This is a genomic window from Acidocella aromatica (assembly GCF_014201825.1).
Classification (GTDB): domain Bacteria; phylum Pseudomonadota; class Alphaproteobacteria; order Acetobacterales; family Acetobacteraceae; genus Acidocella; species Acidocella aromatica.
The window spans coordinates 121834-147227 of record NZ_JACHFJ010000001.1 but is presented as its reverse complement, the minus strand read 5'-3'; the positions used below and the strand labels follow the sequence as shown (position 1 = coordinate 147227).

General features: G+C 64.4%; 23 protein-coding genes. 21 read left to right on the top strand and 2 right to left on the bottom strand.

Annotated features, from left to right (window positions below; all coding sequences use genetic code 11):
* Positions 1 to 175: 175 nt before the first annotated feature.
* Genes HNP71_RS00740 through ftsZ form a run of 16 tightly spaced genes read left to right on the top strand, consistent with a single transcriptional unit; the run spans position 176 to position 18818 of the window.
* Positions 176 to 622 (top strand): division/cell wall cluster transcriptional repressor MraZ, encoded by a 447-nt coding sequence (locus HNP71_RS00740; protein ID WP_183264940.1) that lies wholly within the window; start codon positions 176 to 178, stop codon positions 620 to 622.
* Complete coding sequence (gene rsmH, locus HNP71_RS00735) at positions 619 to 1554, top strand: 16S rRNA (cytosine(1402)-N(4))-methyltransferase RsmH (protein WP_183264939.1); 936 nt, start codon at positions 619 to 621, stop codon at positions 1552 to 1554. Before HNP71_RS00740 ends, rsmH begins: the two co-directional genes overlap by 4 nt.
* The gene (gene ftsL, locus HNP71_RS00730; protein WP_183264938.1) at positions 1551 to 2330 is read left to right on the top strand and encodes a cell division protein FtsL; all 780 of its coding nucleotides are present in this window, start codon (positions 1551 to 1553) and stop codon (positions 2328 to 2330) included. The genes rsmH and ftsL overlap by 4 nt, the downstream gene beginning before the upstream one ends.
* Positions 2327 to 4402, top strand: a complete 2076-nt coding sequence (locus HNP71_RS00725) for a peptidoglycan D,D-transpeptidase FtsI family protein (protein WP_183264937.1) — start codon at positions 2327 to 2329, stop codon at positions 4400 to 4402. Before ftsL ends, HNP71_RS00725 begins: the two co-directional genes overlap by 4 nt.
* Positions 4383 to 5771, top strand: a complete 1389-nt coding sequence (locus tag HNP71_RS00720; protein WP_408840390.1) for a UDP-N-acetylmuramoyl-L-alanyl-D-glutamate--2,6-diaminopimelate ligase — start codon at positions 4383 to 4385, stop codon at positions 5769 to 5771. Before HNP71_RS00725 ends, HNP71_RS00720 begins: the two co-directional genes overlap by 20 nt.
* Positions 5768 to 7099, top strand: coding sequence for a UDP-N-acetylmuramoyl-tripeptide--D-alanyl-D-alanine ligase (locus HNP71_RS00715; protein WP_183264936.1), 1332 nt, complete (start codon positions 5768 to 5770; stop codon positions 7097 to 7099). Before HNP71_RS00720 ends, HNP71_RS00715 begins: the two co-directional genes overlap by 4 nt.
* The gene (mraY, locus tag HNP71_RS00710) at positions 7099 to 8187 is read left to right on the top strand and encodes a phospho-N-acetylmuramoyl-pentapeptide-transferase (RefSeq protein WP_183264935.1); all 1089 of its coding nucleotides are present in this window, start codon (positions 7099 to 7101) and stop codon (positions 8185 to 8187) included. The genes HNP71_RS00715 and mraY overlap by 1 nt, the downstream gene beginning before the upstream one ends.
* Positions 8184 to 9470, top strand: a complete 1287-nt coding sequence (gene murD, locus HNP71_RS00705) for a UDP-N-acetylmuramoyl-L-alanine--D-glutamate ligase (protein WP_183264934.1) — start codon at positions 8184 to 8186, stop codon at positions 9468 to 9470. The genes mraY and murD overlap by 4 nt, the downstream gene beginning before the upstream one ends.
* Positions 9470 to 10585 carry an FtsW/RodA/SpoVE family cell cycle protein gene (locus HNP71_RS00700; protein WP_183264933.1) on the top strand — a complete coding sequence of 372 codons (1116 nt, stop codon included), beginning with the start codon at positions 9470 to 9472 and terminating at the stop codon, positions 10583 to 10585. Before murD ends, HNP71_RS00700 begins: the two co-directional genes overlap by 1 nt.
* A complete protein-coding gene (gene murG, locus HNP71_RS00695) occupies positions 10582 to 11688 on the top strand; it encodes an undecaprenyldiphospho-muramoylpentapeptide beta-N-acetylglucosaminyltransferase (protein ID WP_183264932.1) in 1107 nt (368 codons plus the stop codon). The genes HNP71_RS00700 and murG overlap by 4 nt, the downstream gene beginning before the upstream one ends.
* Positions 11685 to 13121: a UDP-N-acetylmuramate--L-alanine ligase gene (gene murC, locus HNP71_RS00690; protein WP_183264931.1), complete on the top strand. Its 1437-nt coding sequence runs from the start codon at positions 11685 to 11687 to the stop codon at positions 13119 to 13121. Before murG ends, murC begins: the two co-directional genes overlap by 4 nt.
* Positions 13118 to 14011, top strand: coding sequence for a UDP-N-acetylmuramate dehydrogenase (gene murB, locus HNP71_RS00685; RefSeq protein WP_408840387.1), 894 nt, complete (start codon positions 13118 to 13120; stop codon positions 14009 to 14011). The genes murC and murB overlap by 4 nt, the downstream gene beginning before the upstream one ends.
* Entirely contained in the window at positions 14008 to 14913 is a 906-nt protein-coding gene (locus HNP71_RS00680) for a D-alanine--D-alanine ligase (protein ID WP_183264930.1), read from the top strand. The genes murB and HNP71_RS00680 overlap by 4 nt, the downstream gene beginning before the upstream one ends.
* A complete protein-coding gene (locus HNP71_RS00675; RefSeq protein ID WP_183264929.1) occupies positions 14901 to 15896 on the top strand; it encodes a cell division protein FtsQ/DivIB in 996 nt (331 codons plus the stop codon). The genes HNP71_RS00680 and HNP71_RS00675 overlap by 13 nt, the downstream gene beginning before the upstream one ends.
* Positions 15889 to 17199, top strand: coding sequence for a cell division protein FtsA (ftsA, locus tag HNP71_RS00670; protein ID WP_183264928.1), 1311 nt, complete (start codon positions 15889 to 15891; stop codon positions 17197 to 17199). Before HNP71_RS00675 ends, ftsA begins: the two co-directional genes overlap by 8 nt.
* 50 nt (positions 17200 to 17249) lie before the next feature.
* Positions 17250 to 18818: a cell division protein FtsZ gene (ftsZ, locus tag HNP71_RS00665; RefSeq protein ID WP_183264927.1), complete on the top strand. Its 1569-nt coding sequence runs from the start codon at positions 17250 to 17252 to the stop codon at positions 18816 to 18818.
* Between the two features lie 47 nt (positions 18819 to 18865).
* On the opposite strand, the gene HNP71_RS00660 is transcribed toward ftsZ, so the two are convergent.
* On the bottom strand, positions 18866 to 19147 hold the full coding sequence (locus HNP71_RS00660) for a hypothetical protein (protein ID WP_183264926.1): 282 nt from the start codon (positions 19145 to 19147) through the stop codon (positions 18866 to 18868).
* Position 19148: 1 nt separating this feature from the next.
* Entirely contained in the window at positions 19149 to 19469 is a 321-nt protein-coding gene (locus HNP71_RS00655) for a YbjQ family protein (RefSeq protein WP_183264925.1), read from the bottom strand.
* A gap of 107 nt (positions 19470 to 19576) precedes the next feature.
* On the opposite strand from HNP71_RS00655, the gene HNP71_RS00650 reads away from it, so the two are divergent.
* The 5 genes from HNP71_RS00650 (at position 19577) to HNP71_RS00630 (ending at position 25335) form a co-directional block, all read left to right on the top strand.
* Entirely contained in the window at positions 19577 to 20506 is a 930-nt protein-coding gene (locus HNP71_RS00650) for an ATP-sensitive inward rectifier potassium channel 10 (protein ID WP_183264924.1), read from the top strand.
* Positions 20507 to 20622: 116 nt separating this feature from the next.
* A complete protein-coding gene (gene lpxC / locus HNP71_RS00645; RefSeq protein WP_183264923.1) occupies positions 20623 to 21564 on the top strand; it encodes a UDP-3-O-acyl-N-acetylglucosamine deacetylase in 942 nt (313 codons plus the stop codon).
* Positions 21565 to 21764: 200 nt separating this feature from the next.
* The gene (gene cysD, locus HNP71_RS00640) at positions 21765 to 22685 is read left to right on the top strand and encodes a sulfate adenylyltransferase subunit CysD (RefSeq protein WP_183264922.1); all 921 of its coding nucleotides are present in this window, start codon (positions 21765 to 21767) and stop codon (positions 22683 to 22685) included.
* Complete coding sequence (gene cysN / locus HNP71_RS00635) at positions 22685 to 24595, top strand: sulfate adenylyltransferase subunit CysN (protein WP_183264921.1); 1911 nt, start codon at positions 22685 to 22687, stop codon at positions 24593 to 24595. Before cysD ends, cysN begins: the two co-directional genes overlap by 1 nt.
* A complete protein-coding gene (locus HNP71_RS00630; protein ID WP_183264920.1) occupies positions 24592 to 25335 on the top strand; it encodes an inositol monophosphatase family protein in 744 nt (247 codons plus the stop codon). The genes cysN and HNP71_RS00630 overlap by 4 nt, the downstream gene beginning before the upstream one ends.
* Positions 25336 to 25394: the final 59 nt, after the last annotated feature.

Sequence of the window (25394 nt, the reverse complement as noted above, 5' to 3'; positions counted from 1 at the left end):
CATGAACAAATTGCGAACAAAGCAGCGAAATTTGTTGATTCCGCGAGGGGGAGTTACGCCGAGTCATTAAGGAATTCCTAGGAAATATCTTTGACGTGGTGAAGTGCTCCATGCTAGTGGGAAAGAAACCCATGATTTCCCATAAAATGGTGGAAGGCCTCGCGTTTAAACCCCAATGAAGCGACTCTTCGGCACCCACGAGAACAAGCTGGATGCGAAGGGGCGGGTCTCCGTCCCGGCGGCATTCCGCAATGTGTGGAAGGTCACGCCGGAGATGACGCTGGTACTGCGGCCCTCGCTGCTCGATGGCTGCGTGGAGGCCTGGCCGTTGCCCGATTACGTCAAGTTCCAGGAGAAGGTCGATGCTCTGGCCGAGACCGACCCCGAGCATTACGCCCTGGCCAGCGTGGTTTACAGCCAAGCCGCCGAGGTGGAGCTAGATGCGCAGGGGCGGATTATGATTCCGGCGCATCTGGCCGCGCGGGCGAAGCTGGCCGAGGCCGTGTATTTTCTTGGCCGTGGCGATCATTTTCATATCTGGGAGCCCGAGGCGGGTAAGGCGTTCCTGGAAGCTTCCTGCGCCGCGGCGCCGAAGATTGCCTTTGGGGCGCCAGCAAGATGACAGAATTTTCACATATTCCAGTTCTACGCGATGAGGCTGTGAACATGCTCCAGCCGCGCGATGGAGGCGTTTATCTGGATGGGACTTTTGGTGGCGGCGGCTATGCCAAAGCGATTCTCGACGCAGCGGATTGCCGGCTCTTCGCCACCGACCGCGACCCCGCCGCCGTGGCGCGCGGGCATGAGCTTGAACGCGAATATCCCGGACGCTTTACGATTTGCGAAGGTAGAATCAGCAATATTTCTGAGCTGCTGGCGGCGCATGAAGTTGCCGGACTCGACGGCGCGGTGTTCGATCTCGGGGTTTCCTCGTACCAGATCGACGATCCGGCACGCGGGTTTTCTTTTCGCCATGACGGGCCTTTGAACATGCAAATGGGCAGCAGCGAAATGAATGCGGAGACGCTGGTGAACTTTTGCCCCGAATCCGAACTGGCGGATATTCTTTACGAGTTCGGGGAGGAGAAGGCGGCGCGGCGCGTGGCCAAGGCTATCGTCGAGCGGCGCAAGGTGCAGAAATTTACAACGACGGCGGATCTGGCTGGCGTGATACGGGGTGTCGTGAGACCGGATAAATCGGGGCTGGACCCGGCGACAAGAAGCTTTCAGGCGCTGCGCATCGCGGTCAACGATGAGCTTGCGGATGTCCAGGCGGCGCTGGAGCAGGCAGCAGACATGCTCAAGCCCGGCGGGCGGCTCGTGGTGGTTAGCTTCCACTCGCTGGAAGACCGCATCGTGAAGCAGTTTTTCGCGGGCAGCGCCGGGCGTATGCCGGGTGCTTCGCGGCATGATCCGGCCGGGCTGCTGGCCCAGGCCAAGCCTCGTTTCGCGCTCGTCACCAAGTCTCCGGTGACCGCCAGTGCGGCGGAACTCAACGCCAACCCCCGCGCCCGCAGCGCCAAGCTGCGCGTTATGGAAAGGCTCGCGGCATGATCGTACGGCCCCTTACCCTCATCAGCGGCATGATGTTCGCGTTCTCCGGCGCGTATCTATTCATGGTCAAGCACCATAGCGAGGCGCTGGACGACCAGATCTCCCAGGTGACGCAGCAGACGCGCCAGGATGAGCAGAGCATCCGCGTGTTGCAGGCGCAGTGGGCTCTGGAGGCGGACCCGTCGCGCCTGGCCTCGCTGGCGGCGCAGTTCACCGGGTTGCAGCCGATGAAGCCGGGACAGCTCACCACCCTGGCCAGCCTGGGCAGCGCCTTGCCGTCACCTGGCAGCCCGCCGCCTGGCGCCAACCCGGCCGATCCGGTGCCCGCCATGCCGCAACTCGCCCAGGCGGCGCCCGCCACGGCGCTTGCGTCCACGCCGGCGGCAGCGCCTGCCGCCGTGGCGTCCGCGGCCAAGCCCGCCGCGCCCAGCTTGGCGACCAAGCCCGCCGCGCAGGTGCAGCTGGCTTCCGTCAACGCGGCGGCCGTTGCCGCCGCCGCGCCCAAGCCGGCCGTGGCCAAGCATGCCGAGGCGCAGCCCGAGCGTCTGGCCAGTGCCGACAGCGTTACGCACCACACCGCGCATCATTCCGTCCATGCCACGCATGAGGAGAATGGTTCGGCGCTGTATGTGGCCTCCGCCTCGCCCGCGCCGCGTGCTCAGCCGATTGGCGCTCAGGTGATGTCCGTGCGGGCCGTGGCCAGCGCCGCCCCGGCGCCGATGCCAATCGATAATGGCGGTTCCATGCTCGGCATGGCCCAAGGGGGCGACAATTGACATTAACGCTGCGGCCGGACCAGCCGCCGCCCTCGCGGCGGAAGGGTGCGCCCGCGCGCGGTGGCGCCGTGCCGCTGATGGAGAATGTGCGGGTCACCGCCCCTGACCTCGACCAGCGCCGCGCGCTGGACAAGGCGCGCGGGCGCATGGTCATCGCGGCGCTGCTGTTCATGGGGCTTTATGCCGGGGTGGGGGCCAAGCTCACCTGGTCCACCGTGGTGCGCCCGCTGCTGCCGAGCGCCGCGCAGATCGCCGCGATGCAACCGCAGCTCGACATGACCCCGCCGCCGCCCTCGCGCGCGGACATCACTGACCGTAACGGCACCATCCTCGCCGTCTCGCTGCCCGGCGCGCAGCTTTTCGCCGACCCGCAGCAGGTGCCGGACCCGCAGGCCGCCGCCCAGCTCTTGGCCAATGCCATGCCGGGCATCAACGTGGCTGATACCGCGATGAAACTCGGTGCGGGCGTGCCGGTGGAGAAGCGCAAGGAGTTCGTCTATCTCAACCGTAAGCTCACTCCTCAGGAGGAACTGGCGGTTAACTCGCTCGGTATTCCGGGCGTGTATTTCGAGAACAGCGAGAAGCGCCACTACCCGGATGGCAATCTGGCCGCGCACATCCTGGGCGGGGTGAAGGTGGATGGCGAGGGCGTTGCCGGTGTGGAGCAGTATTTCCAGCAGCGCCTGACCACTGGCAACACCCAGCCGCTGGAGCTGTCCATCGATGCGGGTATTCAGAGCATCGTGCATGACGAGCTGGCCGCGGCGGTGAAGGAGTTCCAGGCGCCGGGTGGCTGCGCCATCGTGATGAACGCGCATACCGGCGAGATACTGGCCATGGCCAGCCTGCCGGATTACGACGTGAACAGCTATGGCAGCGCCGACCGCAACAGCCAGTTCAACCGCTGCGTGAACGGCACCTATGAGCCGGGTTCGGTATTCAAGCTGCAAACCGTGGCGATGGCGCTGGATTCCGGGATGATCCATTGGTGGGATTATTTCGACACCACGCACCCGCTTAAAGTGGGGCGTTTCCACATCACCGATTACGAGGCCGCGCACAGTTGGATGGCGGTGCCGGAGATCATCAACGTCTCCTCCAATATCGGCGCGTCGCGTATCGCCACCATCCTGGGGCCGAAGATCGAGCAGGACTGGTTTACCCGCCAGCAATTCTTCCAGCCGGTGAATGTGCAGCTACCTGGCCCGCCGCGCCCGCAATTTCCTTCCAAGAACAATTGGGGACTGGCGGCGACGATGACTGTCTCCTTCGGCGCGGGCATCGCCATCTCTCCGTTGCAGCTGGTGACTGGCGTTCTGCCGATCGTCAATGGCGGTATCCGCTACGATCCGACCCTGCTGAAGGTGGACCCGGCCGCTCCGCCTCAGGGCACCCGGATCATGCAGCAAAGCACCTCGGACATGATGCGCAAGATCATGACCGACGTCGTGCTGTTCGGTACCGGCAAGAATGCCGCCGTGCCGGGCTATGTGGTTGGCGGAAAGACCGGCACCGCCCAGGTGGTGGGGCCGAATGGCGGGTATCTGAAGCACACCAATAACGCGTCCTTCATGGCGGCCTTCCCCATGGAGAACCCGCAATACGTGGTCTACGTGCTGGTGCTGCAGCCCAAGCCGGATGCAACCACCTACGGCTTTACCACGGGCGGCTATATTTCGGCGCCCACGGTGGGGCGGATCATCGCGCGCATTGGGCCGATGCTGGGCATTATGCCCGCCACCGGCGACCAGCTCGCGCAGTTGCAGCAGCAGTTGACCGTGCCGCTGAACCCTACGCCGCCGCCGGGGCAGAGGGCGCTGGGGCCTGATAATCCGCTGCCGCCGGGGGCCAATCCCTTCGCCTACCAACTGATGGGTGCGAAGCCGCCCGCCCCACCGGGGCCGCCGCCCTCGGCCGCGCAGGCGCAGACGCAGACGGGCGGCAATCTGGAGCCGGAGCCGTCGGCCTCGCACGGCACGCATGTGCGGCATGACGGGATCATGGCGCCGGTCTCACCAATGATGGGGAGCCATATGACTTCGCGGGATGATCATGACGATGGGCAAGGCTGACTTGAGCGGCGTGACCGGCATCACCGCGGATAGCCGGTCCGTAAAGCCGGGCTATGTGTTTGCGGCGCTGCCGGGGGTGAAGGCGGATGGGCGGCGGTTCATCGCCGAGGCCGTGGCGCGCGGCGCCGTGGCTGTGCTGGCACCCGAGGGCACGCAATGGCCGCCAGGCGTGCCGCCGCGCCGGCTGATTGTTGCGTCTGCTCCCCGCGCCAAGCTGGCCGAGCTGGCGGTGGAGTTGGCCGGCAAGCTCCCGGAACGGCTGGTGGCGGTGACCGGCACCAATGGCAAGACCAGCACCGTGGACTTCCTGCGCCAGATTTTTGCCTTGGCGGGCCGCAAGGCGGCATCGCTTGGCACGCTGGGGGTGATTGCCCCTGGCCGTCCGGTGACCGAGAGCCTGACCACGCCGGACCCGGTGACGCTGGCCAATACGCTGGCCGAGCTGGCGCGGGACGGTGTAACGGATGTGGCGATGGAGGCGTCCAGCCATGGCTTGGAGCAGAGCCGCCTGGACGGGTTGCGATTTGCCGCCGCCGGGTTCACCAACCTCACGCGCGATCATCTTGATTACCACGGCACCATGGAAGCCTATGCCGAGGCCAAGCTGCGGCTGTTCACCACGCTGATGAAGCGCGGGGCGGCGGCGCGGGCCATGGCGGATCTGGAGCCTCGCGTGCTGGCCCGGCTGCGCGCCATCGCCGCGGAGAAAGGGCTGGAATTCGAGACTGTTGAGGTGGAACGCGTGGTGCCGCGCCCCGATGGGCAGGAGGTGATCTGCGGTGGACGCAGTGTGGAGCTGCATCTGCCCGGGCGCTTCCAGGCGGATAACGCGATGCTGGCGGCGAGCCTCGCCGAAGCGGTGGGTGTGGCGGATGCGTTCGAGCTGGTGCCGCAGTTGCGCGGCGTGCGCGGGCGGCTGGAGCGGGCCTTGGTGCTACCAAATGGCGCCGCTGCCTATGTGGATTACGCGCATACGCCCGATGCCATCGCCCGCGTGCTGAGCGCGCTGCGTCCGCACGCCACGGGGCGGCTGCATATCGTGTTCGGCGCCGGGGGAGACCGCGATGCGGGCAAGCGCCCGCTGATGGGCGAGGCAGCGGCCAAGGGGGCGGATGTGTGCATCGTCACCGATGACAATCCGCGTTCGGAGGAGCCTGCCGCCATCCGCGCCGCGATTATGGCGGCCTGCCCGGAGGCGCGCGAGATCGGCGACCGGCGCGCCGCCATTGCCGCGGCGCTGGAAGGCTTGGCCCCTGGCGATGTGCTGGTGGTGGCGGGCAAGGGGCATGAGCAGGGGCAGATTGTGAAGGGCGAGGTGATCCCGTTTGACGATGTGGCCGTGATCCGTGAGCTGGGAGGCGTGGCATGAGCTTGCTGTGGCGTGCTGAGGAGCTGACCCATCTGTTCGGGCAGGGCTTCGATGTCTCGGGCATCAGCATTGATACGCGCACGTTGCAGCCGGGTGATTTGTTCGTGGCGCTTGCCGGGGAGCGGGATGGGCATGATTTCGTCGAGGCGGCCTTCGCCAAAGGCGCGGCGGCGGCGTTGGTTTCGCGTGAAATGGCGGGCAACACCATTTTGGTGGGAGACACGCTGAAGGCGCTGGAACGGCTGGGGGCTGCGGCGCGGGCGCGTTCGGCGGCGAAGATCGTGGCGGTCACCGGCTCGGTGGGCAAGACCACGACCAAGGAGATGCTGCGCCGCACTTTGGGCGCGTTTGGCGCCGTGCATGCGGCGGAGGCGAGCTTTAACAACCATATCGGCGTGCCGCTGACCCTGGCCCGGATGCCCGAGGATGCGGATTTCGGGGTGTTCGAGATCGGCATGAACCATTCCGGCGAAATTGCCCCGCTGGTGGCGCTGGTGCGCCCGCATGTGGCGGTGGTGACCTGCGTGGACCGGGCGCATCTGGGGCTGATGGGCTCGGAAGAGGCCATCGCGCGGGAGAAGGCGGCCATCTATGGCGGGCTGGAGCCGGGGGGAACCGCGGTGATCCCGGGCGATTCGGCCTATCTGGGCCTGCTGCTCGATTCGGTGCCCGAGGGGCGGTTGAAGATCGTGTGTGGCCGGGAGGCATGGCTCCGGGATGTGAAGGCTGGGCCGGAAGGCTCTGAGATTCAAGCCGAAATTTCGGGTGTGACCGTGCGCTTCACGCTGCTGGCCCCAGGGCTGCACATGGCGCGCAATGCCGTGGCCACGCTAGCCGCCGCGGTGGCTTTGGGGCTGGACGCGCACCAGGCCGCCGCCGGGCTGGATGGTTTTGCCCCCTTCGCGGGGCGCGGGGCGCGGCGCGAGTTGCTGCTGCCCGAAGGTGGGAGCGTGCTGCTGCTGGACGAGAGCTACAACGCTTCCGGTGCCTCGATGCGCGCTGCCCTTGCCGTGCTTGAGTTGCAACCTGGGCGGCATGTGGCCGTGCTGGGAGACATGCTGGAGTTGGGCGAACACGCCGAGGCGGAGCATCTGGCCCTGCTCCCGGCGTTGATTCAGGGCGCGGATCTTGTTTTTGCCTGCGGGACGCAGAGCAAAGCCTTGTTCGACTCGCTCCCCCTGGCCAAACAGGGCGCGCATGCGCCTGACGCGGCCACCCTCGCCCCCCTGGTGAAAGCCGCGCTCCGCGCGGGCGACACAGTGCTGGTTAAGGGAAGTTATGGCAGCCGCATGCGTGACGTCATCTCGCATCTGGAAAGCCCCGGCTGATGCTTTACGCTCTACTCTTCCCGCTCGCCGGGCATGTGCATTTTTTCAACCTGTTCCGGTACATCACCTTCCGGGCCGGCGGCGCGTGCCTGACGGCGCTCGTCATCAGCTTCTGGCTGGGTCCCAAGGTGATCCGTAAGCTGAAGGCCATGCAGCGGGGTGGCCAGCCTATCCGTACCGATGGGCCGGAGCGGCATCTGATCGAGAAAAAGGGCACGCCGACCATGGGGGGCGTGCTGATCTTGCTGGCGCTGGGGTTCTCGACCCTGCTCTGGGCGGATCTCGACAATGGCTATGTCTGGGCGGTGCTGATGGTCACCTTCGGTTACGGGGCGATCGGTTTTGCCGATGACTTCCTCAAGCTGACCAAGCGCAACACCAAGGGGGTCTCGGGCCGCGTGCGGCTGCTGGGCGAGGGGGTGATTGGGCTGATTGCGGCGCTGTGGATGATCTACCTAATGCCGGATGCCATCGCCACCGATCTTGCTGTGCCGGTGTTCAAGAGCCTGCTGATCCCGTTCGGCTTCCTGTTCCCCCTCGTGGGGCTGTTCGTGATGATGGGCTCCGCCAATGCGGTGAACTTCACCGACGGGCTGGATGGCCTCGCCACCGTGCCTACGATGATCGCCGCCGCGGTGTTCGTGCTGATTGCCTATTTGGTGGGTAACAAGATCTTCGCGGGCTATCTGGAGATCAACTTCATTCCCGGTGTGGGCGAGTTGGCGGTGTTTCTCTCGGCGCTGATCGGCGCTGGGCTTGGGTTTCTGTGGTTCAATGCGCCCCCGGCGGCGGTATTCATGGGCGATACCGGATCGCTCTCGCTGGGCGGGGCGCTGGGCTCTGTCGCCGTGGCGACGAAGAATGAGATCGTGCTCGCCATCGTTGGCGGGCTGTTCGTAGTGGAGACCATCTCGGTTATCGTGCAGGTGTTTTGGTACAAGCGCACCGGGCGGCGCGTGTTTCTGATGGCGCCACTGCACCATCATTTCGAGAAGAAAGGCTGGGCGGAACCGACCATCGTCATCCGCTTCTGGATCATTTCCATGATCCTGGGGCTGGTCGGTCTGGCGACCCTGAAAATCCGATGAATGTGTTCTCCGGCCAGCGTTTCGCGGTGGTGGGGCTGGGGCGGGCTGGGTTGCCCGCCGCTGAGCGGCTGCGCGAATTTGGCGCCGAGGTATTCGTGTGGGATGATTCTGCTCCCTCGCGTGAGGCGGCGAAGGCGTTTGCCGTGACCAGGCCCTCCGAGGTGACGGGGCGGCTGGATGGGGTGGTGCTGTCCCCCGGTATTCCGCACATTCTGCCGAAACCGCATCCCGAGGCCGTCTGGGCGGCTGCGCATGGCGTGCCGGTGCTCACCGATGCCGAGCTGCTCTACCGGGCGGTGCGGGGGCTGGGCTCCAAGGCGCGCTTCGCCGGGATTACCGGCACCAACGGCAAATCCACCACCACGGCGCTGTTGGCGCATATCCTCAACGTGGCCGGGGTGCCGAACGCGGCGGGGGCGAATCTGGGCCCGGCGGCGCTGTCGCTGCCGATTCTGCCGGATGAGGGCGTGTATGTGCTGGAAATGTCCAGCTATATGTTGGAACGAATCGTGACGCTCCGGTTTGATACAGCAGTGATGCTGAATCTTTCGCCCGATCATCTGGACCGCCATGGCGACATGGCAGGCTACGCCGCCGCCAAGCGGGCGATCTTCGCGCGCCAGGACGAAAGCTGCACGGCGGTGGTTGGGGTGGACGACGCCCCCTCGCGTGAGATGGCCGCATGGCTGGACACACAACCGGCCAAGGTGGTGCGGATTTCCGGGGTTGGCCAAGCCACAGGCGCCAAGGCGCTGCCAGGCGAGCATAACGCGCAGAACGCCGCCGCCGCCGCCGCGATGGCCCGCGCCCTTGGGGTGAGTGAGGCGGCGATTGCCGAGGGGATTGCGACATTCCCCGGCCTTGCGCACCGGGCGCAGGAGGTGGCGCTGCGCGAGGGCGTGCGCTTCATCAACGACAGCAAGGCAACCAATGCCGACGCCGCCAGTCGCGCCATGGCCTGCCATGAGCGCTTTGTGTGGATTGCGGGCGGGGTGGCCAAGGCGGGCGGGATTGACGATCTGACGTCGTTCTTCCCGCGTGTCGAGAAAGCGTTCCTGATCGGCCGGGATGGTGAGGCTTTCGCGGCCAAGCTGAGCCAGCATGGCGTGGCCAATGAGTATGTGGGCACGCTGGAAGCGGCGCTGCCCAAGGCTTTCTCGGCGGCCAAGGGGGGAGCCGGGATCGTGCTGTTCTCGCCCGCCGCGGCGAGCTTCGACCAGTTCCCGAATTTCGAGGTGCGCGGCGACGTGTTCGCCAAACTTGCTAGGGAGGTGGCTGCCTGATGCGCCCGCTTTCGCGCGCCGATACCTCTCTGTTGGGCCGCTGGTGGTGGAGCGTGGACCGGGTGACCATGCTCGGCCTCGGCATTCTGCTCAGCGTTGGCTACGTGCTGGCGCTGGCCGCCATGCCGGCGGCTACCACGCATATCACCGACCCGCACACGCTGGCGATGATCAAGCAGATATTCTTCCTCATCCTCAGCGGGATGACGATGCTGGGCATGTCGATGCTCAGCCTGCGGCAGGTGAAGCTGGCGGCGCTGGGGATGGGCATCGTGTTCTTCCTGCTCACCGGCTTTACCCTGGTGCATGGCACCGAGGTGGACGGCGCCAATCGCTGGCTCGCGTTGCCCGGTTTTACCGTGCAGCCGAGTGAGTTCCTGCGCCCGGCCTTCGTGATCATCACCGCGTGGCTGATCGCGGAATCGCGCCGTACACCGGGGTTTCCGGGCAAGCGCGCGGCGCTTGGCGTGTATCTGCTCACCGCGCTGCTGCTGAAGATGCAGCCGGATATTGGCATGACCTTCCTGTTCACCATGGTTGTGCTGTCGCAATTCTATCTTGACGGCATGGACATGAAGTGGATCGGCATCGCCGCCGTGCTGGTGGTGCTGGCGCTGGTCTATGCGTTCTTCTTCATCAGCCATGTGCATACGCGCGTGATGATGTTCATCGATCCGCCGAAGGGCAGCCAGGCGCAGACGGCGCTGATGGCCTTCGGCAATGGCGGGATGTGGGGGCTTGGGCCGGGCGAGGGGCAGGTGAAGCACTTCCTGCCCGATGCGCGCGCGGATTTCGTGTTCGCTGTGGCGGGCGAGGAGTTCGGACTGTTCTTCTGCGCCTTCATCATCCTGGTGTTTGCCGCCATCGTACTGCGCGCCTTCTTCCGCCTGCTGGCCGAGCCGAATTTGTTCGTGGTGCTGGCGGCGGGCGGGCTGGTGGTGGGCTTTGGCTTGCAGGCCTTTGTGAACATGGCGTCCTCGCTCTCGCTGATCCCTACCAAGGGCATGACGCTGCCGTTCCTTTCCTATGGCGGCAGCTCGGCTTTGGCGGTGTCGATCCAGATGGGCTTTCTGCTGGCGCTGACGCGCAAGCGTCATGGCGGAGAGGGCGCATGAGAACAGGGGCGCCGAAACCTGTTGTGATCGCAGCTGGTGGCACGGGCGGTCATTTCTTCCCTGCCGAGGCGCTGGCGGCGGAGCTGCTGGCGCGGGGCGAGCGCGTGGTGTTGCTCACCGATGCGCGCTCTGGCGGGCTGACTTCGCAGGTCTTCGCACGGGCGGAGCGGCATGTCATCTCCGGCGCCGGGCTCTCCGGGCGCGGGTTCAAGCGTGCGCTGCAGGGGGGGGTGGCCCTGCTGCGCGGAGTGTTCGAGGCGCGGGCTTTGCTCCGGCAGCTTCGTCCTTCCGCCGTAGTGGCGTTTGGCGGCTATCCTTCCGTACCGCCTGTGCTGGCGGTGGCGATTATGTTCATGGGCAAGCCGCGCGTGATTCTGCATGAGCAGAACGCGGTGCTGGGCAGGGCGAACAAGCTGCTTTCGCGCTTTGCCAATGTGCTGGCGCTGAACTTTGCCAACACCAAGCTGGTGCCGCGCGGGGTGAAGACGAAGGTTCTGGGTAATCCGGTGCGCAAGCCGATCGTGGCGCTGTATGGAGAGGGTTACCATGCTCCGGAAGAGCGCATTGAGCTGCTGGTCCTGGGTGGGTCGTTGGGAGCGAAGGTGTTCGGCACGCTGATCCCCGAGGCATTGGCGCGGCTGCCCGAGGCGCTGCGCCACCGGCTGCATGTGACGCAGCAATGCCGGGTCGAGGAGATTGACACCGCGCGGCAGGTGTTCAAGCTGGCTGGGATTTCCGCTGAGCTGTCGCCGTTCTTCACCGATGTCGCCTCGCTGCTGGCCAAGGCGCATCTGGTCATCGCGCGGGCAGGCGCGTCTACTGTGGCCGAGGTGGCCGTGGCGGGACGGCCGGCGATCTTCATTCCTCTGCCGACGGCGATCGACGACCACCAGCGTGCCAATGCCGATGCTCTGGCGGCGGCGGGCGGGGCATGGCGGTTGGACCAAGCTGGGTTGACCCCCGAAATATTGGCTGAAAAGATTGAGACTTTGTTGATGGATTCTGATTCTCTGACGAATGCCGCCGTTGTGTGCGCGCAGGCCGGGCGTGTGGATGCCGCGGCAAAGCTGGCGGACCTCGTGCAACAAGGAGCCGTGGCATGAGGGCGCTTCCGCTTTCCATCGGGCCGCTGCATTTTGTTGGCATTGGCGGTATCGGCATGTCCGGGATCGCCGAGGTGCTGCACGAGCTGGGTTATCAGGTGCAGGGTTCAGATATTGCCGAGAATGCCAATGTGGCGCGGCTGCGCAAGGCGGGGATTCCCGTCGCCATAGGGCATGATGCGAAGAACCTGGGAGCCGCGCAGGTGGTGGTGATCTCCACCGCCGTGCCGAAGGACAATCCCGAGGTGCTGGCGGCGCGGCGCAAGCTGATTCCCGTGGTGCGGCGCGCGGAAATGCTGGCCGAGCTGATGCGGCTGAAATGGGCCGTGGCCATTGGCGGCACGCATGGCAAGACGACCACCACCAGCCTTGTGGCGGCGGTGCTGGAGGGAGCGGGGTTCGATCCGACCGTCATCAATGGCGGCATTATCAACGCCTATGGCTCCAACACGCGTCTGGGCAAGGGCGACTGGATGGTGGTGGAGGCCGATGAATCCGATGGCAGCTTCCTGCGCCTGCCGGCTGTAATTGCCATCGTTACCAATATGGACCCCGAGCATCTGGACCATTGGGGGACCAAGGAGGCGATGGAGGCCGGGTATCGGCAGTTCGTCTCCAATATTCCGTTCTACGGTTTCGCGGTGCTGTGCATCGACCATCCGGCCGTGCAGCAGATGATCCCCACACTTTCGGATCATCGCGTTGTTACCTACGGGTTTTCGCTGCAGGCGGATGTGCGCGCCGAGCGCATCATCACCTCCAAGGATGGCGCGAGTTTCGAGGTGCGGATCTCCGACCGTATCACCGGCCGGGCGCACAGGCTGGGGCCGTTCAAGCTACCGATGCTGGGTAACCACAATGTGCAGAACGCGCTGGCAGCCATTACCGTGGCCACCGAGATGGACATCGACGAGCAGCAGATCAAGGCCGCGCTTGCCAATTTCGCAGGTGTGAAGCGGCGTTTCACCAAGACCGGCGAGGCGGGCGGAATCACCGTGATCGACGATTACGGGCATCACCCGGTGGAGATCGCGGCGGTGCTGCGCGCGGCGCGTCAGGCCGGAGCGCGCGATGTGATCGCCGTGGTGCAGCCGCACCGATACTCGCGCCTGCAATCGCTGTTCGAGGAATTCTGCACCTGCATGAATGATGCGGGCACGGTGATCGTGGCTGATGTGTATGCGGCGGGCGAGCAGCCGATCGAGGGTGTGGACAAGGAGGCGTTGGTTGAAGGCCTGCGCGCGCGCGGGCACCGGCAGGTGGTGGCGCTGTCCGATCCGTCGCATCTGGCCGAGATGGTGCATGCCATCGCCCGGCATGGCGATTACGTGGTCTGCCTGGGGGCGGGGAATATCACGCAATGGGCGGCGGCGTTGCCGGTGCAGCTCGCGGAATTGCAGAACGCGGCGCGCGCCGCCGGAGTCAGGCGATGATGGCGGCGGCGATCCCCGCCACGCGCGGCCGTCTGGCCGAGCATGCGCCGTTGGCGCCGATGACGTGGTTCCGCGTCGGCGGGCCGGCGGAGTACTTGCTGCGCCCGGCTGATGTGGAGGATCTCTGCACTTTCCTGAAGGATTTACCGCTGGAGATGCCAGTGACGGTGATCGGCGCGGCGTCCAACCTGATCGTGCGCGATGGCGGCATCAATGGCGTTGTCATCAAGCTGGCGCGCGGGTTTGGCGATGTGGTGATGGAGGGTGATGCCATCATCGCGGGGGCTGCGGCGCTGGATGTGACCGTGGCGGAATACGCCGCAGAGGCCGGGCTGACGGGGCTGGAGTTTCTCTCGGGCATTCCGGGTACCATTGGTGGCGCGGTGGCGATGAATGCGGGCGCTTATGGCGGCGAGATCGCGCAGGTGCTGGACTGGGCCGAGATTGTTACCCGCGCGGGTGAGTTGATCCGCGTGCCGGCGCAGGAGCTGGGGCTGTCTTACCGTCACGCCAATTTGCCGCTGGATTCCGTGGTGGTGCGTGCGCGTTTGCGTGGGCGGCCAGGTGAGGCGGCGCTGATCGGCGCGAAGATGGCGGAGATCAAGGCCAAGCGTGAGGCGAGCCAGCCGGTGCGGGCGCGCACGGGCGGCTCTACCTTCGCTAACCCGCAAGGGCAGAAGGCATGGGAGCTGATCGACGCCGCTGGCTGCCGGGGGCTAACCAAAGGACAGGCTCAGGTTTCTGAATTGCACTGTAATTTTCTGCTGAATCTGGGTGAGGCCACGGCGGCGGAACTTGAGGGCTTGGGTGAAGAGGTGAGGCGGCGCGTGCAGGAGAATTCCGGCGTGGCGCTGCGTTGGGAAATTAAACGGATTGGAGTGCCGGCATGACGCGCGTGGCTGTTCTTCTTGGAGGCATGTCGTCGGAGAGCGAGGTCTCCCGCCGCTCCGGCGCGCAGGTGGCTGCTGCGCTGGAAAAGGCTGGGTTCGAGGTGACGGCGGTCGAGGTGACCGAGGATCTCGGCGCGCTGCTCAAGGCGCTCACCCCGCGCCCGGACGTGGTGTTCAACGCGCTGCACGGGCCGTTCGGCGAGGATGGGACGATCCAGGGCGTGCTGGACTATATAGGCATTCCCTATACGCATTCCGGTGTGCGGGCCTCTGCTCTGGCCATGGACAAGGCCGCCGCCAAGGCGGTGTTCACCGCCGCCGGGCTGCCGGTCGCGCCGCACCGGATCATCGACATTGCCGAGCTGGCCGACCATGATCCGCTGCCGCCGCCTTACGTGGTGAAGCCGGTGAATGAGGGGTCGTCTGTTGGCGTGTCCATCGTCAAGGCTGGCGACAATAACCGCGCCGAGATCGTGGCCAACTGGCATTACGGTCCAGCCATGGTGGAGCAGTATATCCCGGGGCGGGAGCTGACCGTGGGGGTGCTGGAAGACAATGCCCTGGCGGTGACGGAAATTCTGCCGACCGAGAAATTTTACGACTACCACGCCAAATATGCCGCTGGCGGTTCGCGCCATGTGGTGCCGGCCGAAATCCCCGAAGGTGTGGCACGCCAGGCGATGGACATTGCGCTAGCGGCGCATAAGGCGCTGGGGTGCCGGGGCGCTTCGCGCGCTGATCTGCGTTACGACGAAGAGACCGGTCGGCTGGTGCTGCTGGAGGTGAACACCCAGCCGGGCATGACGCCGACCTCGCTGCTGCCGGAACAGGCGGCCTATACCGGCATGGATTTCTCCACACTCTGCACCTGGATGGTTGAGAGGGCGGCATGCCGCGTGTAGCAGCACCGCCGACGATCGAGATTTCTGCGGCGTCGCGCGTTGACGTGCTGCCGCAGCGCCCGCGCACCTCGCGCGCGCGCAAGCCGGCGCCACCGCAGGACCGCCTGACCCAGCGCAAGTTGTTCTTCCGCCGTGTGAAGCGTAGCCTGAAGCCGGGCTTGTGGTTCCTTGTCATCGTCTCGGTGGGCATCGTGGGGTATGAGCTGGTGCGCAGCCTGCCTTCAGCCCCGCCCGCGCCGCAGATAGCCCAGGCCGCCGCACCCGTGGCAACGCCTTCGACCTCGCCTCTGGCGGATTTCACCGCCGATCTCGGCCTGCGCATCTCCAATGTACAAATCAACGGCGCCACCACGACCGATCCCGCCTTGCTGCAACAGGCCATCGGCGTGAAGCCGGGCGACCCGACGCTAGGCTTCTCATTGCAGGAGATCCGCGACCGGGTGGAACAGCTCGGGCCGGTGCAGAGCGCCGTGGTGGCGCGCGAGTTGCCGGGCACGCTGGTGGTGAACGTGACCGAGCGCAATATCTTTGCGATCTGGCAGACCACAAGCAACGGGCAGCCGAAATTCGTGCTCATCGACAAGCAGGGCAATGTGATTGCCAACCAGGATGCCGCCGAGGCGAAGCGGCGCGAGCCCTCGCTGCTGCTGCTCTCTGGCGAGGATGCGCCGGTCAATGCCAATGCGCTCGTTACCGAATTGCAGGCCGCTCCCGCCGTGCTCTCGCATGTGGCGGCGGCGCAGCGTGTGGATGGGCTGCGCTGGAACCTGATCCTGAAGAACCAGACCGTGGTTAAGCTGCCAACCGAGAATGAGGCGGATGCCATCGGCCAGCTCGCGGCGCTGCAAACCAGCATGCAGTTGCTCGAACGCCCGGTGGAAGTGATTGATTTGCGCCAGGAGGGACGGCTGGTGGTGAAGCCTTATCCGGCGCCCACGCCGCCTGCGGCAACGAAACAGGGAGCGACGCAGAAACATGGCTAACGCGCCACGCCGCGCACCCGCGCTCGAGACTTCAGCCAAGCCGCAGCAGGATGAGGCGCCGCGCGCGCGCCGGATGCGCTCCGGCCCGTTCGGCGTGCTGGACATCGGCTCGACGAAGATTGCCTGCCTGATCGGCCGCGCGGAGTCCGATGGCAGGCTGCGCTCGCTGGGCTTTGGCTGGCAGAAGAGCCAGGGGATCAAATCCGGCGGGATCGTGGACCTCGATGCGGCGGAGCGGGCGATTCGCGCCGCCGTGGGCACGGCGGAGGAGCTTGCGGATATGCGGCTCAAATCCGTTTACGTGAACCTTTCCTGCGGCCAGCCTGAGTCGCGCCTGTTCAACGTGCAGTGGCCGGTGGATGGCCGCGCCGTGACGGCCGATGACATTCGCCGCGTGGTGCGCGAGGCGCGTGCCCGCGCCGCCGCCGATGGCCGTGCCACGATCCACGCGCTGCCGCTGAGTTTTTCCACCGACGAGACGATGGGCATCACCGATCCGCGCGGCTTATTCTGCAACACGCTGACCGCGCAGCTGCATGTCATCGATGCGGGGAACACCGCGCTGCGCACGCTCTCGGCCTGCCTTTCGCGCTGCGAGCTGGATATCGCGGGGCTGATCTCGGCGCCTTTGGCCTCGGGCCTTGCCACGCTGGTGGGCGATGAACGTGAGCTTGGCACCACGGTGATCGACATGGGCGGCGGAACCACCACCATGGCGGTGTTCTCCGAAGGCCAGGTGCTACACACGGCGCAGATCCCCGTGGGCGGCAACCATGTGACCACGGATATCGCGCAAGGGCTTTCGACATCCATTGCGCATGCGGAGCGTTTGAAGGCGCTGTATGGCAACTGCCATTCCAGCCCTGACGATTCGCGCGAGCTGCTACCGGTGCCGATGGTGGGCGAGGCGGAGCACCAGATCGTGCAGATGCCACGCTCGCATCTCATCTCCTGCATCCGTCCGAGAATCGAGGAGATCTTCGAACTGGTGAAGGACCAGCTCGAAACCGCGGGCCTTGGCCGCGCGGGTGGCGTGCGCGTGGTACTTACGGGCGGCGCCTCGCAGCTTGGCGGTGTACGCGAACTCGCGGCGCAAATTCTCGATAGGCATGTGCGCCTTGGCCGCCCCGGTGCCGTGCTAGCCTTGCCCGACTCGGCGAACGCCCCGAACTTCGCCACGCTGATCGGGCTGCTCGCCTTCGCCACCGGCGATGGGCAAAATATGCAGGATATCAATTTCGAAGCGGAACGAGGCCGCGGTTGGTTCGGCGGTTTTGTTGATTTTTTGAAAAATCGTGTTTGACATGAAATCGGCGCGTTCTTTACCGATTGTCCTTGAGGAGAGATGAGCAGATGACACTGAACCTGACAATCGAGAAGCCGTTGCACACGGACTTCACACCGCGAATCACCGTGTTTGGTGTGGGCGGCGGCGGGTGCAATGCCGTTAACAACATGATCAGCCTGAATCTGCCTGGCGTTGACTTCGTTGTTGCCAACACGGACGCGCAGCAGCTGCAGCGTTCGCTGGCCGAGAAGCGCATCCAGCTTGGGCCTCATCTCACCCAGGGCAATGGCGCCGGTGGCCGCCCGGAAATCGGCAAGCTCTCCGCCGATGAAGCCGCCGAGGAACTCGCTCGTCACCTCGAGAACACGCATATGGTGTTCATCACCGCCGGTATGGGCGGTGGCACTGGCACGGGTGCGGCGCCAGTGATCGCCCGCATGGCGCGCGAGCGTGACATTCTCACCGTTGGTGTCGTCACCAAGCCGTTTTCCTTCGAGGGCCGGCGCCGCCTGCGTGCCGCCGAGGAGGGCATCATCGAGATGCAGGCCTATGTGGATACGCTGATCGTCATCCCGAACCAGAATCTCTTCAAGGTCGCCAACGAACGCACGAGCTGGAAAGAAGCGTTCGAGATGGCCGACAACGTGCTCTACATGGGCGTGCGCGGCGTGACCGATTTGATGGTGATGCCCGGCCTTGTGAACCTGGACTTCGCCGATGTGCGCTCCGTGATGCGCGAAATGGGCAAGGCCATGATGGGCACCGGCGAGGCTGAGGGCGAGGATCGTGCGATCCGCGCCGCCGAGGCCGCCATCAGCAACCCGCTGCTGGAAGATACCAATATGAAGGGCGCGCGCGGCCTGCTGATCAACATCACCGGCGGTACCGACGTGACGCTGTTCGAGGTGGATCAGGCCGCCAACCGCATTGGCGAGGAAGTCGATAAGGACGCGAACATTATGTTCGGCATGTCGCTCGACGAGAGCATGCAGGGGCGCCTCCGCGTCTCCGTGGTAGCCACCGGCATCGACTCGATGCCGCAGACGATGCCGAACCTCAAGGTGGTGAATGGCGGCAATGCCGAGCCCGTGCAGTTCGCCAATGCCGTATCTGGCCAGTCGGTAAACGCGCAAGGTCATGCCGGTGCGCCGGTGCTGCCCGGTTCCGCCCGGCCCGCTGGCTATGTGCCGGAGCCGCCTGCCGCGCCGCTGGTCTCCAAGGCCTATGTCGACCGTGGCTACGAGATCGCCCTTGGCGCTGAGCAGCCCACTGCCCCGGCCCAGCCGATGCATCAAGCCCCCGTTGCCCCGGCGGCGGAAGCCGCCCCGCGGGCGCCGCAGCCGCAGCCGCAGCCGCAGCGCCCCGCCGTGCCGGTGCGCAATGTGGCGCCGGACCCGGTGCGTGCGCCTGAGCCGCCCAAGAGCACCAGCATCTTCAAGTCGGTGTTTGGCTTCGGCTCCAAGCAGCCTGCTCCCGCGCCGCAGCCTCCCGCGCACCGGCAGGAGCCGGCCATGCGCGCTGAGCCGCAGGCGCAGCATGAGGAAGCCCGCGAGCATGCCCGCGCCGCCGTGCGTCCGGCGCAGATCGACGAGATGGGGCTGGAAATCCCCGCCTTCCTCCGCCGCAACCAGTAAGGGGCTCGACCCAATATTAAAACGGCCCCGGAAGGGGCCGTTTTTTGTCAGCGTTCCACGTAGCGGCGTTCGCCGCTGGTTTCGTTGAACCAGACCTCGACGACGCCCCCCTCGGTCGGGTCTTTGAAGGTCTCTCCGGTGCGTTCCCAGCCTGGTCCGGGAATCTGGCGCTGGTTGCGATGATAATGCCGCTCGAACACGGTGCCTGTGAGCAGAAACAGGCCGAAGATCATCGAGCCGATCATGCCCGGGCCGCCACCCGCGACAAGCCCGAGCAGGCCGCCACCCAGGGCCAGCAGACTCAGGCCAATGACGAAGCTGCGCAGCATCTCACAATGGCTCCACGATAACAGCGGTGCCGTAGGCCACGACCTCGCTCATGGTCTGCCCCATTTCCGAGGAGTCGAAGCGCATCATGGTAACGGCGTTGGCGCCCATCATCGTGGCGTTGGCCACCAGCCGGTCCACGGCGTGGCGCCGGGCTTCCTCCAGCATGCGGGTGTATTCCACGATCTCCCCGCCGACGAGCGAGCGCAGGCCCGCCATGATATTGCCGCCGAGGCCACGGCTACGCACGACCACGCCGAAACATTGGCCCAGCGTCTCCCTGACCCGATGATTGGCGACATTTTCGGTGGTGACGACGATCATCGCTAACCCTCCTTGCCTATGGTCCCTAGCAGAGCATTTCTGCTGTGCCGCGGCAACGTTTTCCGTGCGGCTTGACGGCGCTGCCAGTGGGGCCAAAGCTGCCAGCCATGGAGCAGCATCAGCACAGGGCGCGGCGCGGCCGGATCAAGCCGCTCTCAGCCGAGGCGATCCGCGCCATTGAGCGGCGCGGCATTGCCCGGCATGGGCTGAAGGATCTGTACTACGACCTGATGACCATGCCGCTGCCGGCGCTCATCGGGCTGTTGGGGCTGTATTTTGTGGCCGTCAATCTCATCTTCGCCAGCGTTTATACGCTGATCGGTGGGCTTGCCGGGGTGCCGGGCGGCGATTATGGCCGTTTTGCCTCGGCCTTTTTCTTCTCGGTGCAGGCCTTCTCCACCAGCGGTTTCAGCACCGTTTATCCGGTCTCTCTCCTGGCCAATATCGTCGTCACAGTTGAGATTCTGCTCGGCCAGATCAATCTGGCGGTTTCCACGGGCGTGTTTTTCGCCCGGCTCTCGCGCCCGCGCCCGCGTGTGTTGTTCTCCAAGGTGATGGTGGTGCGCGAGATAGGAGGGGTGCAGACGCTGATGTTCCGGGTCGCCAATCAGCGGCGGGAGGAAATCTCCGAGGCGCATATGAGCGTGGTGATGCTGATGGACGAGGATGAGGCGGAAGGCGGGGTGATGCGTCGGATGCTCCCGCTGAAGCTGGAGCGGGACTTCTCGCCGGTTTTTGCGCTGAGTTGGATGGTCTCGCACAAGATCACTCAGGATAGCCCGCTCTGGGGCAGAGACCGCGAGAGCTTGGCGGCGGCGGGCAATGTGTTTGTCTGCCTGCTTACCGGTACGGACGAGGCGCTGAGCGCCACCATCACCGCCAAATATGTGTATGGCGCCGAGGATGTGCGGTTCAATCACCGCTTTATCGATATCGTGACCCGCTCGCCGGACGGTGGAGCGACGATTGATTACCGCCGCTTTCATGACACGGTGCCGGTGCACAGGCCGGAGGCTGACACACCTGATGTCGAGTGATGATAAAACAATTTAATATCAGATATTTGTGCGGAAATAATTAGAAATAATGATTGACTGGAGGCGGGGGCGCTGCAGGGTTTAGATTAAACTTGATGTTAACTGACGGATTCACGATGTCGTCCCTGCGCGAGAAGTACAGCTTTACCCCGTCCGAGGCCGCTCCGGCCCCGCGGCGCACGCTGAAGGCGGAGATTTCCGCCGTCGGGCGCGGGCTGCATAGCGGTGCGGATGTGATGCTGCGGCTGAAGCCGGCGGCGGTGAATAGTGGCATCGTGTTTCATCGCAGCGATCTGGGCGTGAGCATTCCGGCCCGGTTCGACTACGTGACAGACACCCGGCTCTGCACGCTGATTTCGCTGGGCGAGGCGAAGATCGGAACCATCGAGCACCTGATGGCGGCGCTGGCGGCATGCTGCGTGGATGATTTGCTGATCGAGGTGGATGGCCCGGAACTGCCGGTGTTCGACGGATCAGCGGCCCCCTTCCTGTTTCTGCTCGAGAGTGCCGGGATTACCGAGCATGGGGGGCTGCGCGAACGGCTGGAGATCCTGCGCCCGGTGCGGGTGGAGCATCATGGTGCTTTTGCCGAGTTGCGCCCGCATAATCCTGGTGGGGCGGGGTTCGATATCTCGCTTTCGATCGAGTTCGCGGCTTCGGCCATCGGGGCGCAGGCGTATAATTTCCACCTTTCGGAAGAGGGCTTTGCCAGCGAGATTGCCAAGGCCCGCACCTTTACGCTGGTGGGCGAGATCGAGGCGCTTCGCAAGGCTGGGCTTGCCCGTGGTGGCTCTTTGGCCAATGCGGTGGTGGTGGACGATGACAAGGTGCTGAACCCGGAAGGGCTGCGCTATGCGGATGAGTTCGTGCGCCACAAGCTGTTGGACGTGATTGGTGACTTGGCTTTGGCCGGCGCGCCGATCTCGGGCCGGTTTATCGGCAACCGCACCGGGCATGCGCTGAACAACCAGTTGCTGCGTGCGCTCTATGCCGACCAGGCGAATTACCGCCTGACCAATGGCTCGGTGGCGAAGCCGCTGCAACTCACGGCGGCATAAAGTAATTTCATCTAGGTGCTTGGTAGGCTGAGAGGGGAATCCTCTCCATTTTTGTGGTGCTGGCATGGTTTTGCCGGGTCATGGCTGGCTCGATAAAAAAATTTTCTAATTTGCGGAGCCTGCTGGAGCGTGCCAAGAGAGCCGAATGATGCTCCGCCCGCATTCGCGCCGGGGCTGGTTTGGCTAGGACGGAGAGTTGCATGGCAGCCGCGGACGCGACGGTGAGACTGACGCATTTACAGCGTCTTGAGGCGGAATCGATCCACATCATGCGCGAGGTGGTGGCTGAGACCGAGAAGCCGGTGATGCTGTACTCGGTGGGCAAGGATTCCGCCGTGATGCTGCATCTGGCGCGCAAGGCCTTCTACCCTAGCCCGCCGCCTTTCCCGCTGCTGCATGTTGATACGACTTGGAAGTTCAAGGCCATGTACGAACTGCGCGACCGCATGGCGCGTGAGAGCGGCATGGAGCTGATCGTCTATCACAACCCGGAGGCGATGGAGAAAGGGATCAACCCGTTCGACCATGGCTCGCTGCATACCGATATGTGGAAGACCGAAGGGCTGAAGCAGGCGCTGGACAAATACGGGTTCGACGCGGCTTTCGGCGGCGCGCGGCGCGACGAGGAGAAATCCCGCGCCAAGGAGCGCATCTTCTCCTTCCGGTCGGCCAACCATCGCTGGGATCCGAAGAACCAGCGCCCGGAGTTGTGGAACCTCTATAACGCCCGCAAGAACAAGGGTGAGAGTATCCGCGTGTTTCCCATCTCCAACTGGACCGAGCTGGATATTTGGCAATATATCCAGTTAGAAAAAATTCCTATCGTGCCTCTGTACTTCGCGGCCAAGCGGCCGGTGGTGGAGCGCGATGGGATGCTCATCATGGTCGATGACGAGCGCTTCCGCCTGCGCCCTGGCGAGGTGCCAGAGATGAAGAATGTGCGCTTCCGCACGCTGGGCTGCTACCCGCTGACCGGCGCGGTGGAAAGCAACGCCACCACCCTGCCTGAGGTGATTCAGGAGATGCTGCTGACCACCACATCGGAGCGCCAGGGGCGTGTGATTGATAAGGATGCAGGCTCAGCCAGCATGGAAAAGAAGAAGCAGGAGGGGTATTTCTGATGTCCGAGGTTCAGGAAAGCTCCTACAAGACCGACGAACTGATCGCGCAGGATATCGACGCGTATCTGGAGAAGCATCAGCATAAGTCGATGCTGCGCTTCATCACCTGCGGTTCGGTGGATGACGGTAAATCCACGCTGATCGGGCGGCTGCTGTATGATTCGAAGATGATCTTTGAGGACCAGCTTGCAGCGCTTGAGGCGGATTCCAAGAAGGTTGGCACGCAGGGGCAGAATATTGACTTCGCGTTGCTGGTCGATGGTCTTGCCGCCGAGCGCGAGCAGGGGATCACCATCGACGTGGCGTATCGATTCTTCGCCACCGAGAAGCGCAAGTTCATCGTGGCTGATACGCCGGGCCATGAGCAGTACACGCGCAACATGATCACCGGCGCGTCCACCGCCGATCTCGCCGTTATTCTGATTGATGCGCGCAAAGGCGTGCTGACGCAGACGCGTCGGCACTCTTATCTGGCGCATCTCATCGGCATCCGTAATATCGTGCTTGCCGTGAATAAGATGGACCTGATCGGCTATGATCAGGCGAAGTATGAGGCGATTGTCGAGGAGTATCGCAAATTCGCTGACAGCATCGGCATCAAGAGCTTCGTGCCGATGCCGATCTCGGGCTTCATGGGCGATAACATCACCACCAAATCGGCCAACACGCCCTGGTATCATGGCGTGCCGCTGATTGAGCATCTGGAGACGGTGGAACTGGATGTTGCGGCCGATCAGGCCAAGCCCTTCCGCCTGCCGGTGCAGTGGGTGAACCGCCCGAATCTCGATTTCCGTGGCTTCTCCGGGCTGATTGCCTCCGGCGTGGTGAAGCCGGGCGATGCGGTGCGGGTGCTGCCTTCGGGCAAGACCTCGACGGTGACGCGCATTGTCACGCTGGATGGCGATCTGCCGCAGGCGGTGGCGGGGCAGTCTATTACCCTGTGCTTTGCCGATGAGATCGATTGCTCGCGTGGTGACGTGATTACGCTGGCCGATGCGCCTGTGCAGGTGGCGGACCAGTTCGAGGCGACGATCGTGTGGATGGCTGACGAGGCGCTGACGCCGGGCCGCGCTTATTGGCTGAAGCTGGGCACGCAGACGGTTTCGGCCAGCGTGCATGCGCCGAAATACCAGGTGAACGTGAACACACTGGAGCATATGGCGGCTAAGACGCTGGAGCTGAATGCTATTGGTGTCGCCAATATCGCCACCGATCGGGCGATCCCCTTCGAGGCTTATGAGAGCAATCGCACGCTGGGCGGGTTCATCCTCATCGATAAGATGACCAACGCCACCGTGGCGGCGGGGATGATCCATTTCGCGCTGCGCCGCTCGCAGAACGTGCATTGGCAGGCGCTGGATATCTCGCGTGAGGTGCATGCGGGGCTGAAGAACCAGAAGCCCGCCGTGCTGTGGTTCACCGGGCTTTCGGGCGCGGGTAAGAGCACCATCGCCAACCTTGTCGAGAAGAAGCTGGTGCGGATGAACCGGCATACCTTCCTGCTCGATGGCGATAATGTCCGTCACGGGCTGAACAAGGATCTCGGCTTCACCCAGGCGGACCGGATCGAGAATATCCGCCGCGTGGGCGAGGTGGCGAAGCTGATGACCGATGCCGGGTTGATCGTGCTCACCGCGTTCATCTCGCCGTTCCGCTCGGAGCGCGAGATGGTGCGCCAGATGATGCAGCCGGGCGAGTTCATCGAGATCTTCATCGACACCAAGCTGGAAGAAGCCGAGAAGCGCGACGTGAAGGGGCTGTATAAGAAGGCCCGGTCCGGCGAGCTGAAGAACTTCACGGGCATCGACAGCCCCTATGAGCCGCCGGAGGTCCCGGAGATTCATATCGATACGTCGAAGATCACGCCGGAGGAAGCGGCGGATCTCATCATCGAAAGGCTGATTCCGTGAACGATCTGGAACTGGCGAAGCATATCGCCACCACGGCGGGCAAGCTGCTGCTGGAGTTGCAGGCTTGCGGGCTGTTCGCCGAGAAAGCGCTGGGCAAGGCGGGGGACCGCGTGGCCAATGCCTTCATCATGGAGGCGTTGAAGCAGCAGCGCCCGGATGATGCCGTGCTCTCCGAGGAGGAGAAGGACAATGAGGAGCGGCTTGCCGCCAAGCGGGTGTGGATCGTGGACCCGCTGGACGGTACGCGCGAATATGGTGAGCGGCGCGGGGATTGGGCGGTGCATGTGGCGCTGGCTATCGACGGCAAGCCGGAGATTGGCGCGGTGGCACTGCCTGGGCTGGGGCTAACCCTGGCCTCCGAGCCGCAAATGCTGCCTGAAGTGGCCCCGAAGCTGCGGATGCTGGTCAGCCGCACCCGCCCGGCCAAGGAGGCGGTGGCGGTGGCTGAGGCGCTCGGCGCCGAGTTGGTGCCTATGGGCTCGGCGGGCGCGAAGGCGATGGCGGTGCTGCGGGGTGAGGCGGATATCTATCTGCACACTGGCGGGCAGTATGAGTGGGACAACTGCGCCCCCGCCGCCGTGGCGCTGGCCGCCGGGCTGCATGCCTCGCGCGCCGATGGGTCGCCGCTGGCGTATAACAACGCCAACCCGTATCTGCCGGATCTGCTGATCTGCCAGAAGCATCTGGCGCCGAAGGTGCTGGAGGCACTTGCTGTGTATTCGAAAGAGGCTGCGGCCTAAAACGAATAAAAGCTTTTTGGTGCCGCTTTTTTTCAAAAAAGCGGCGTCTCAAACAAAAA

What these genes read in the sequence shown, in the direction of transcription:
- cysN (WP_183264921.1), top strand. Translation starts at nt 22,685, where the DNA reads ATGTCCGAGGTTCAGGAAAGCTCCTACAAGACCGACGAACTGATCGCG.
- HNP71_RS00720 (WP_408840390.1), top strand. Translation starts at nt 4,383, where the DNA reads ATGACGATGGGCAAGGCTGACTTGAGCGGCGTGACCGGCATCACCGCG.
- HNP71_RS00700 (WP_183264933.1), top strand. Translation starts at nt 9,470, where the DNA reads ATGCGCCCGCTTTCGCGCGCCGATACCTCTCTGTTGGGCCGCTGGTGG.
- ftsZ (WP_183264927.1), top strand. Translation starts at nt 17,250, where the DNA reads ATGACACTGAACCTGACAATCGAGAAGCCGTTGCACACGGACTTCACA.
- HNP71_RS00715 (WP_183264936.1), top strand. Translation starts at nt 5,768, where the DNA reads ATGAGCTTGCTGTGGCGTGCTGAGGAGCTGACCCATCTGTTCGGGCAG.
- HNP71_RS00675 (WP_183264929.1), top strand. Translation starts at nt 14,901, where the DNA reads ATGCCGCGTGTAGCAGCACCGCCGACGATCGAGATTTCTGCGGCGTCG.
- ftsL (WP_183264938.1), top strand. Translation starts at nt 1,551, where the DNA reads ATGATCGTACGGCCCCTTACCCTCATCAGCGGCATGATGTTCGCGTTC.
- HNP71_RS00680 (WP_183264930.1), top strand. Translation starts at nt 14,008, where the DNA reads ATGACGCGCGTGGCTGTTCTTCTTGGAGGCATGTCGTCGGAGAGCGAG.
- HNP71_RS00740 (WP_183264940.1), top strand. Translation starts at nt 176, where the DNA reads ATGAAGCGACTCTTCGGCACCCACGAGAACAAGCTGGATGCGAAGGGG.
- murD (WP_183264934.1), top strand. Translation starts at nt 8,184, where the DNA reads ATGAATGTGTTCTCCGGCCAGCGTTTCGCGGTGGTGGGGCTGGGGCGG.
- cysD (WP_183264922.1), top strand. Translation starts at nt 21,765, where the DNA reads ATGGCAGCCGCGGACGCGACGGTGAGACTGACGCATTTACAGCGTCTT.
- HNP71_RS00655 (WP_183264925.1), bottom strand. Translation starts at nt 19,469, where the DNA reads ATGATCGTCGTCACCACCGAAAATGTCGCCAATCATCGGGTCAGGGAG.
- rsmH (WP_183264939.1), top strand. Translation starts at nt 619, where the DNA reads ATGACAGAATTTTCACATATTCCAGTTCTACGCGATGAGGCTGTGAAC.
- mraY (WP_183264935.1), top strand. Translation starts at nt 7,099, where the DNA reads ATGCTTTACGCTCTACTCTTCCCGCTCGCCGGGCATGTGCATTTTTTC.
- murB (WP_408840387.1), top strand. Translation starts at nt 13,118, where the DNA reads ATGATGGCGGCGGCGATCCCCGCCACGCGCGGCCGTCTGGCCGAGCAT.
- murC (WP_183264931.1), top strand. Translation starts at nt 11,685, where the DNA reads ATGAGGGCGCTTCCGCTTTCCATCGGGCCGCTGCATTTTGTTGGCATT.
- HNP71_RS00660 (WP_183264926.1), bottom strand. Translation starts at nt 19,147, where the DNA reads ATGCTGCGCAGCTTCGTCATTGGCCTGAGTCTGCTGGCCCTGGGTGGC.
- HNP71_RS00650 (WP_183264924.1), top strand. Translation starts at nt 19,577, where the DNA reads ATGGAGCAGCATCAGCACAGGGCGCGGCGCGGCCGGATCAAGCCGCTC.
- lpxC (WP_183264923.1), top strand. Translation starts at nt 20,623, where the DNA reads ATGTCGTCCCTGCGCGAGAAGTACAGCTTTACCCCGTCCGAGGCCGCT.
- ftsA (WP_183264928.1), top strand. Translation starts at nt 15,889, where the DNA reads ATGGCTAACGCGCCACGCCGCGCACCCGCGCTCGAGACTTCAGCCAAG.
- murG (WP_183264932.1), top strand. Translation starts at nt 10,582, where the DNA reads ATGAGAACAGGGGCGCCGAAACCTGTTGTGATCGCAGCTGGTGGCACG.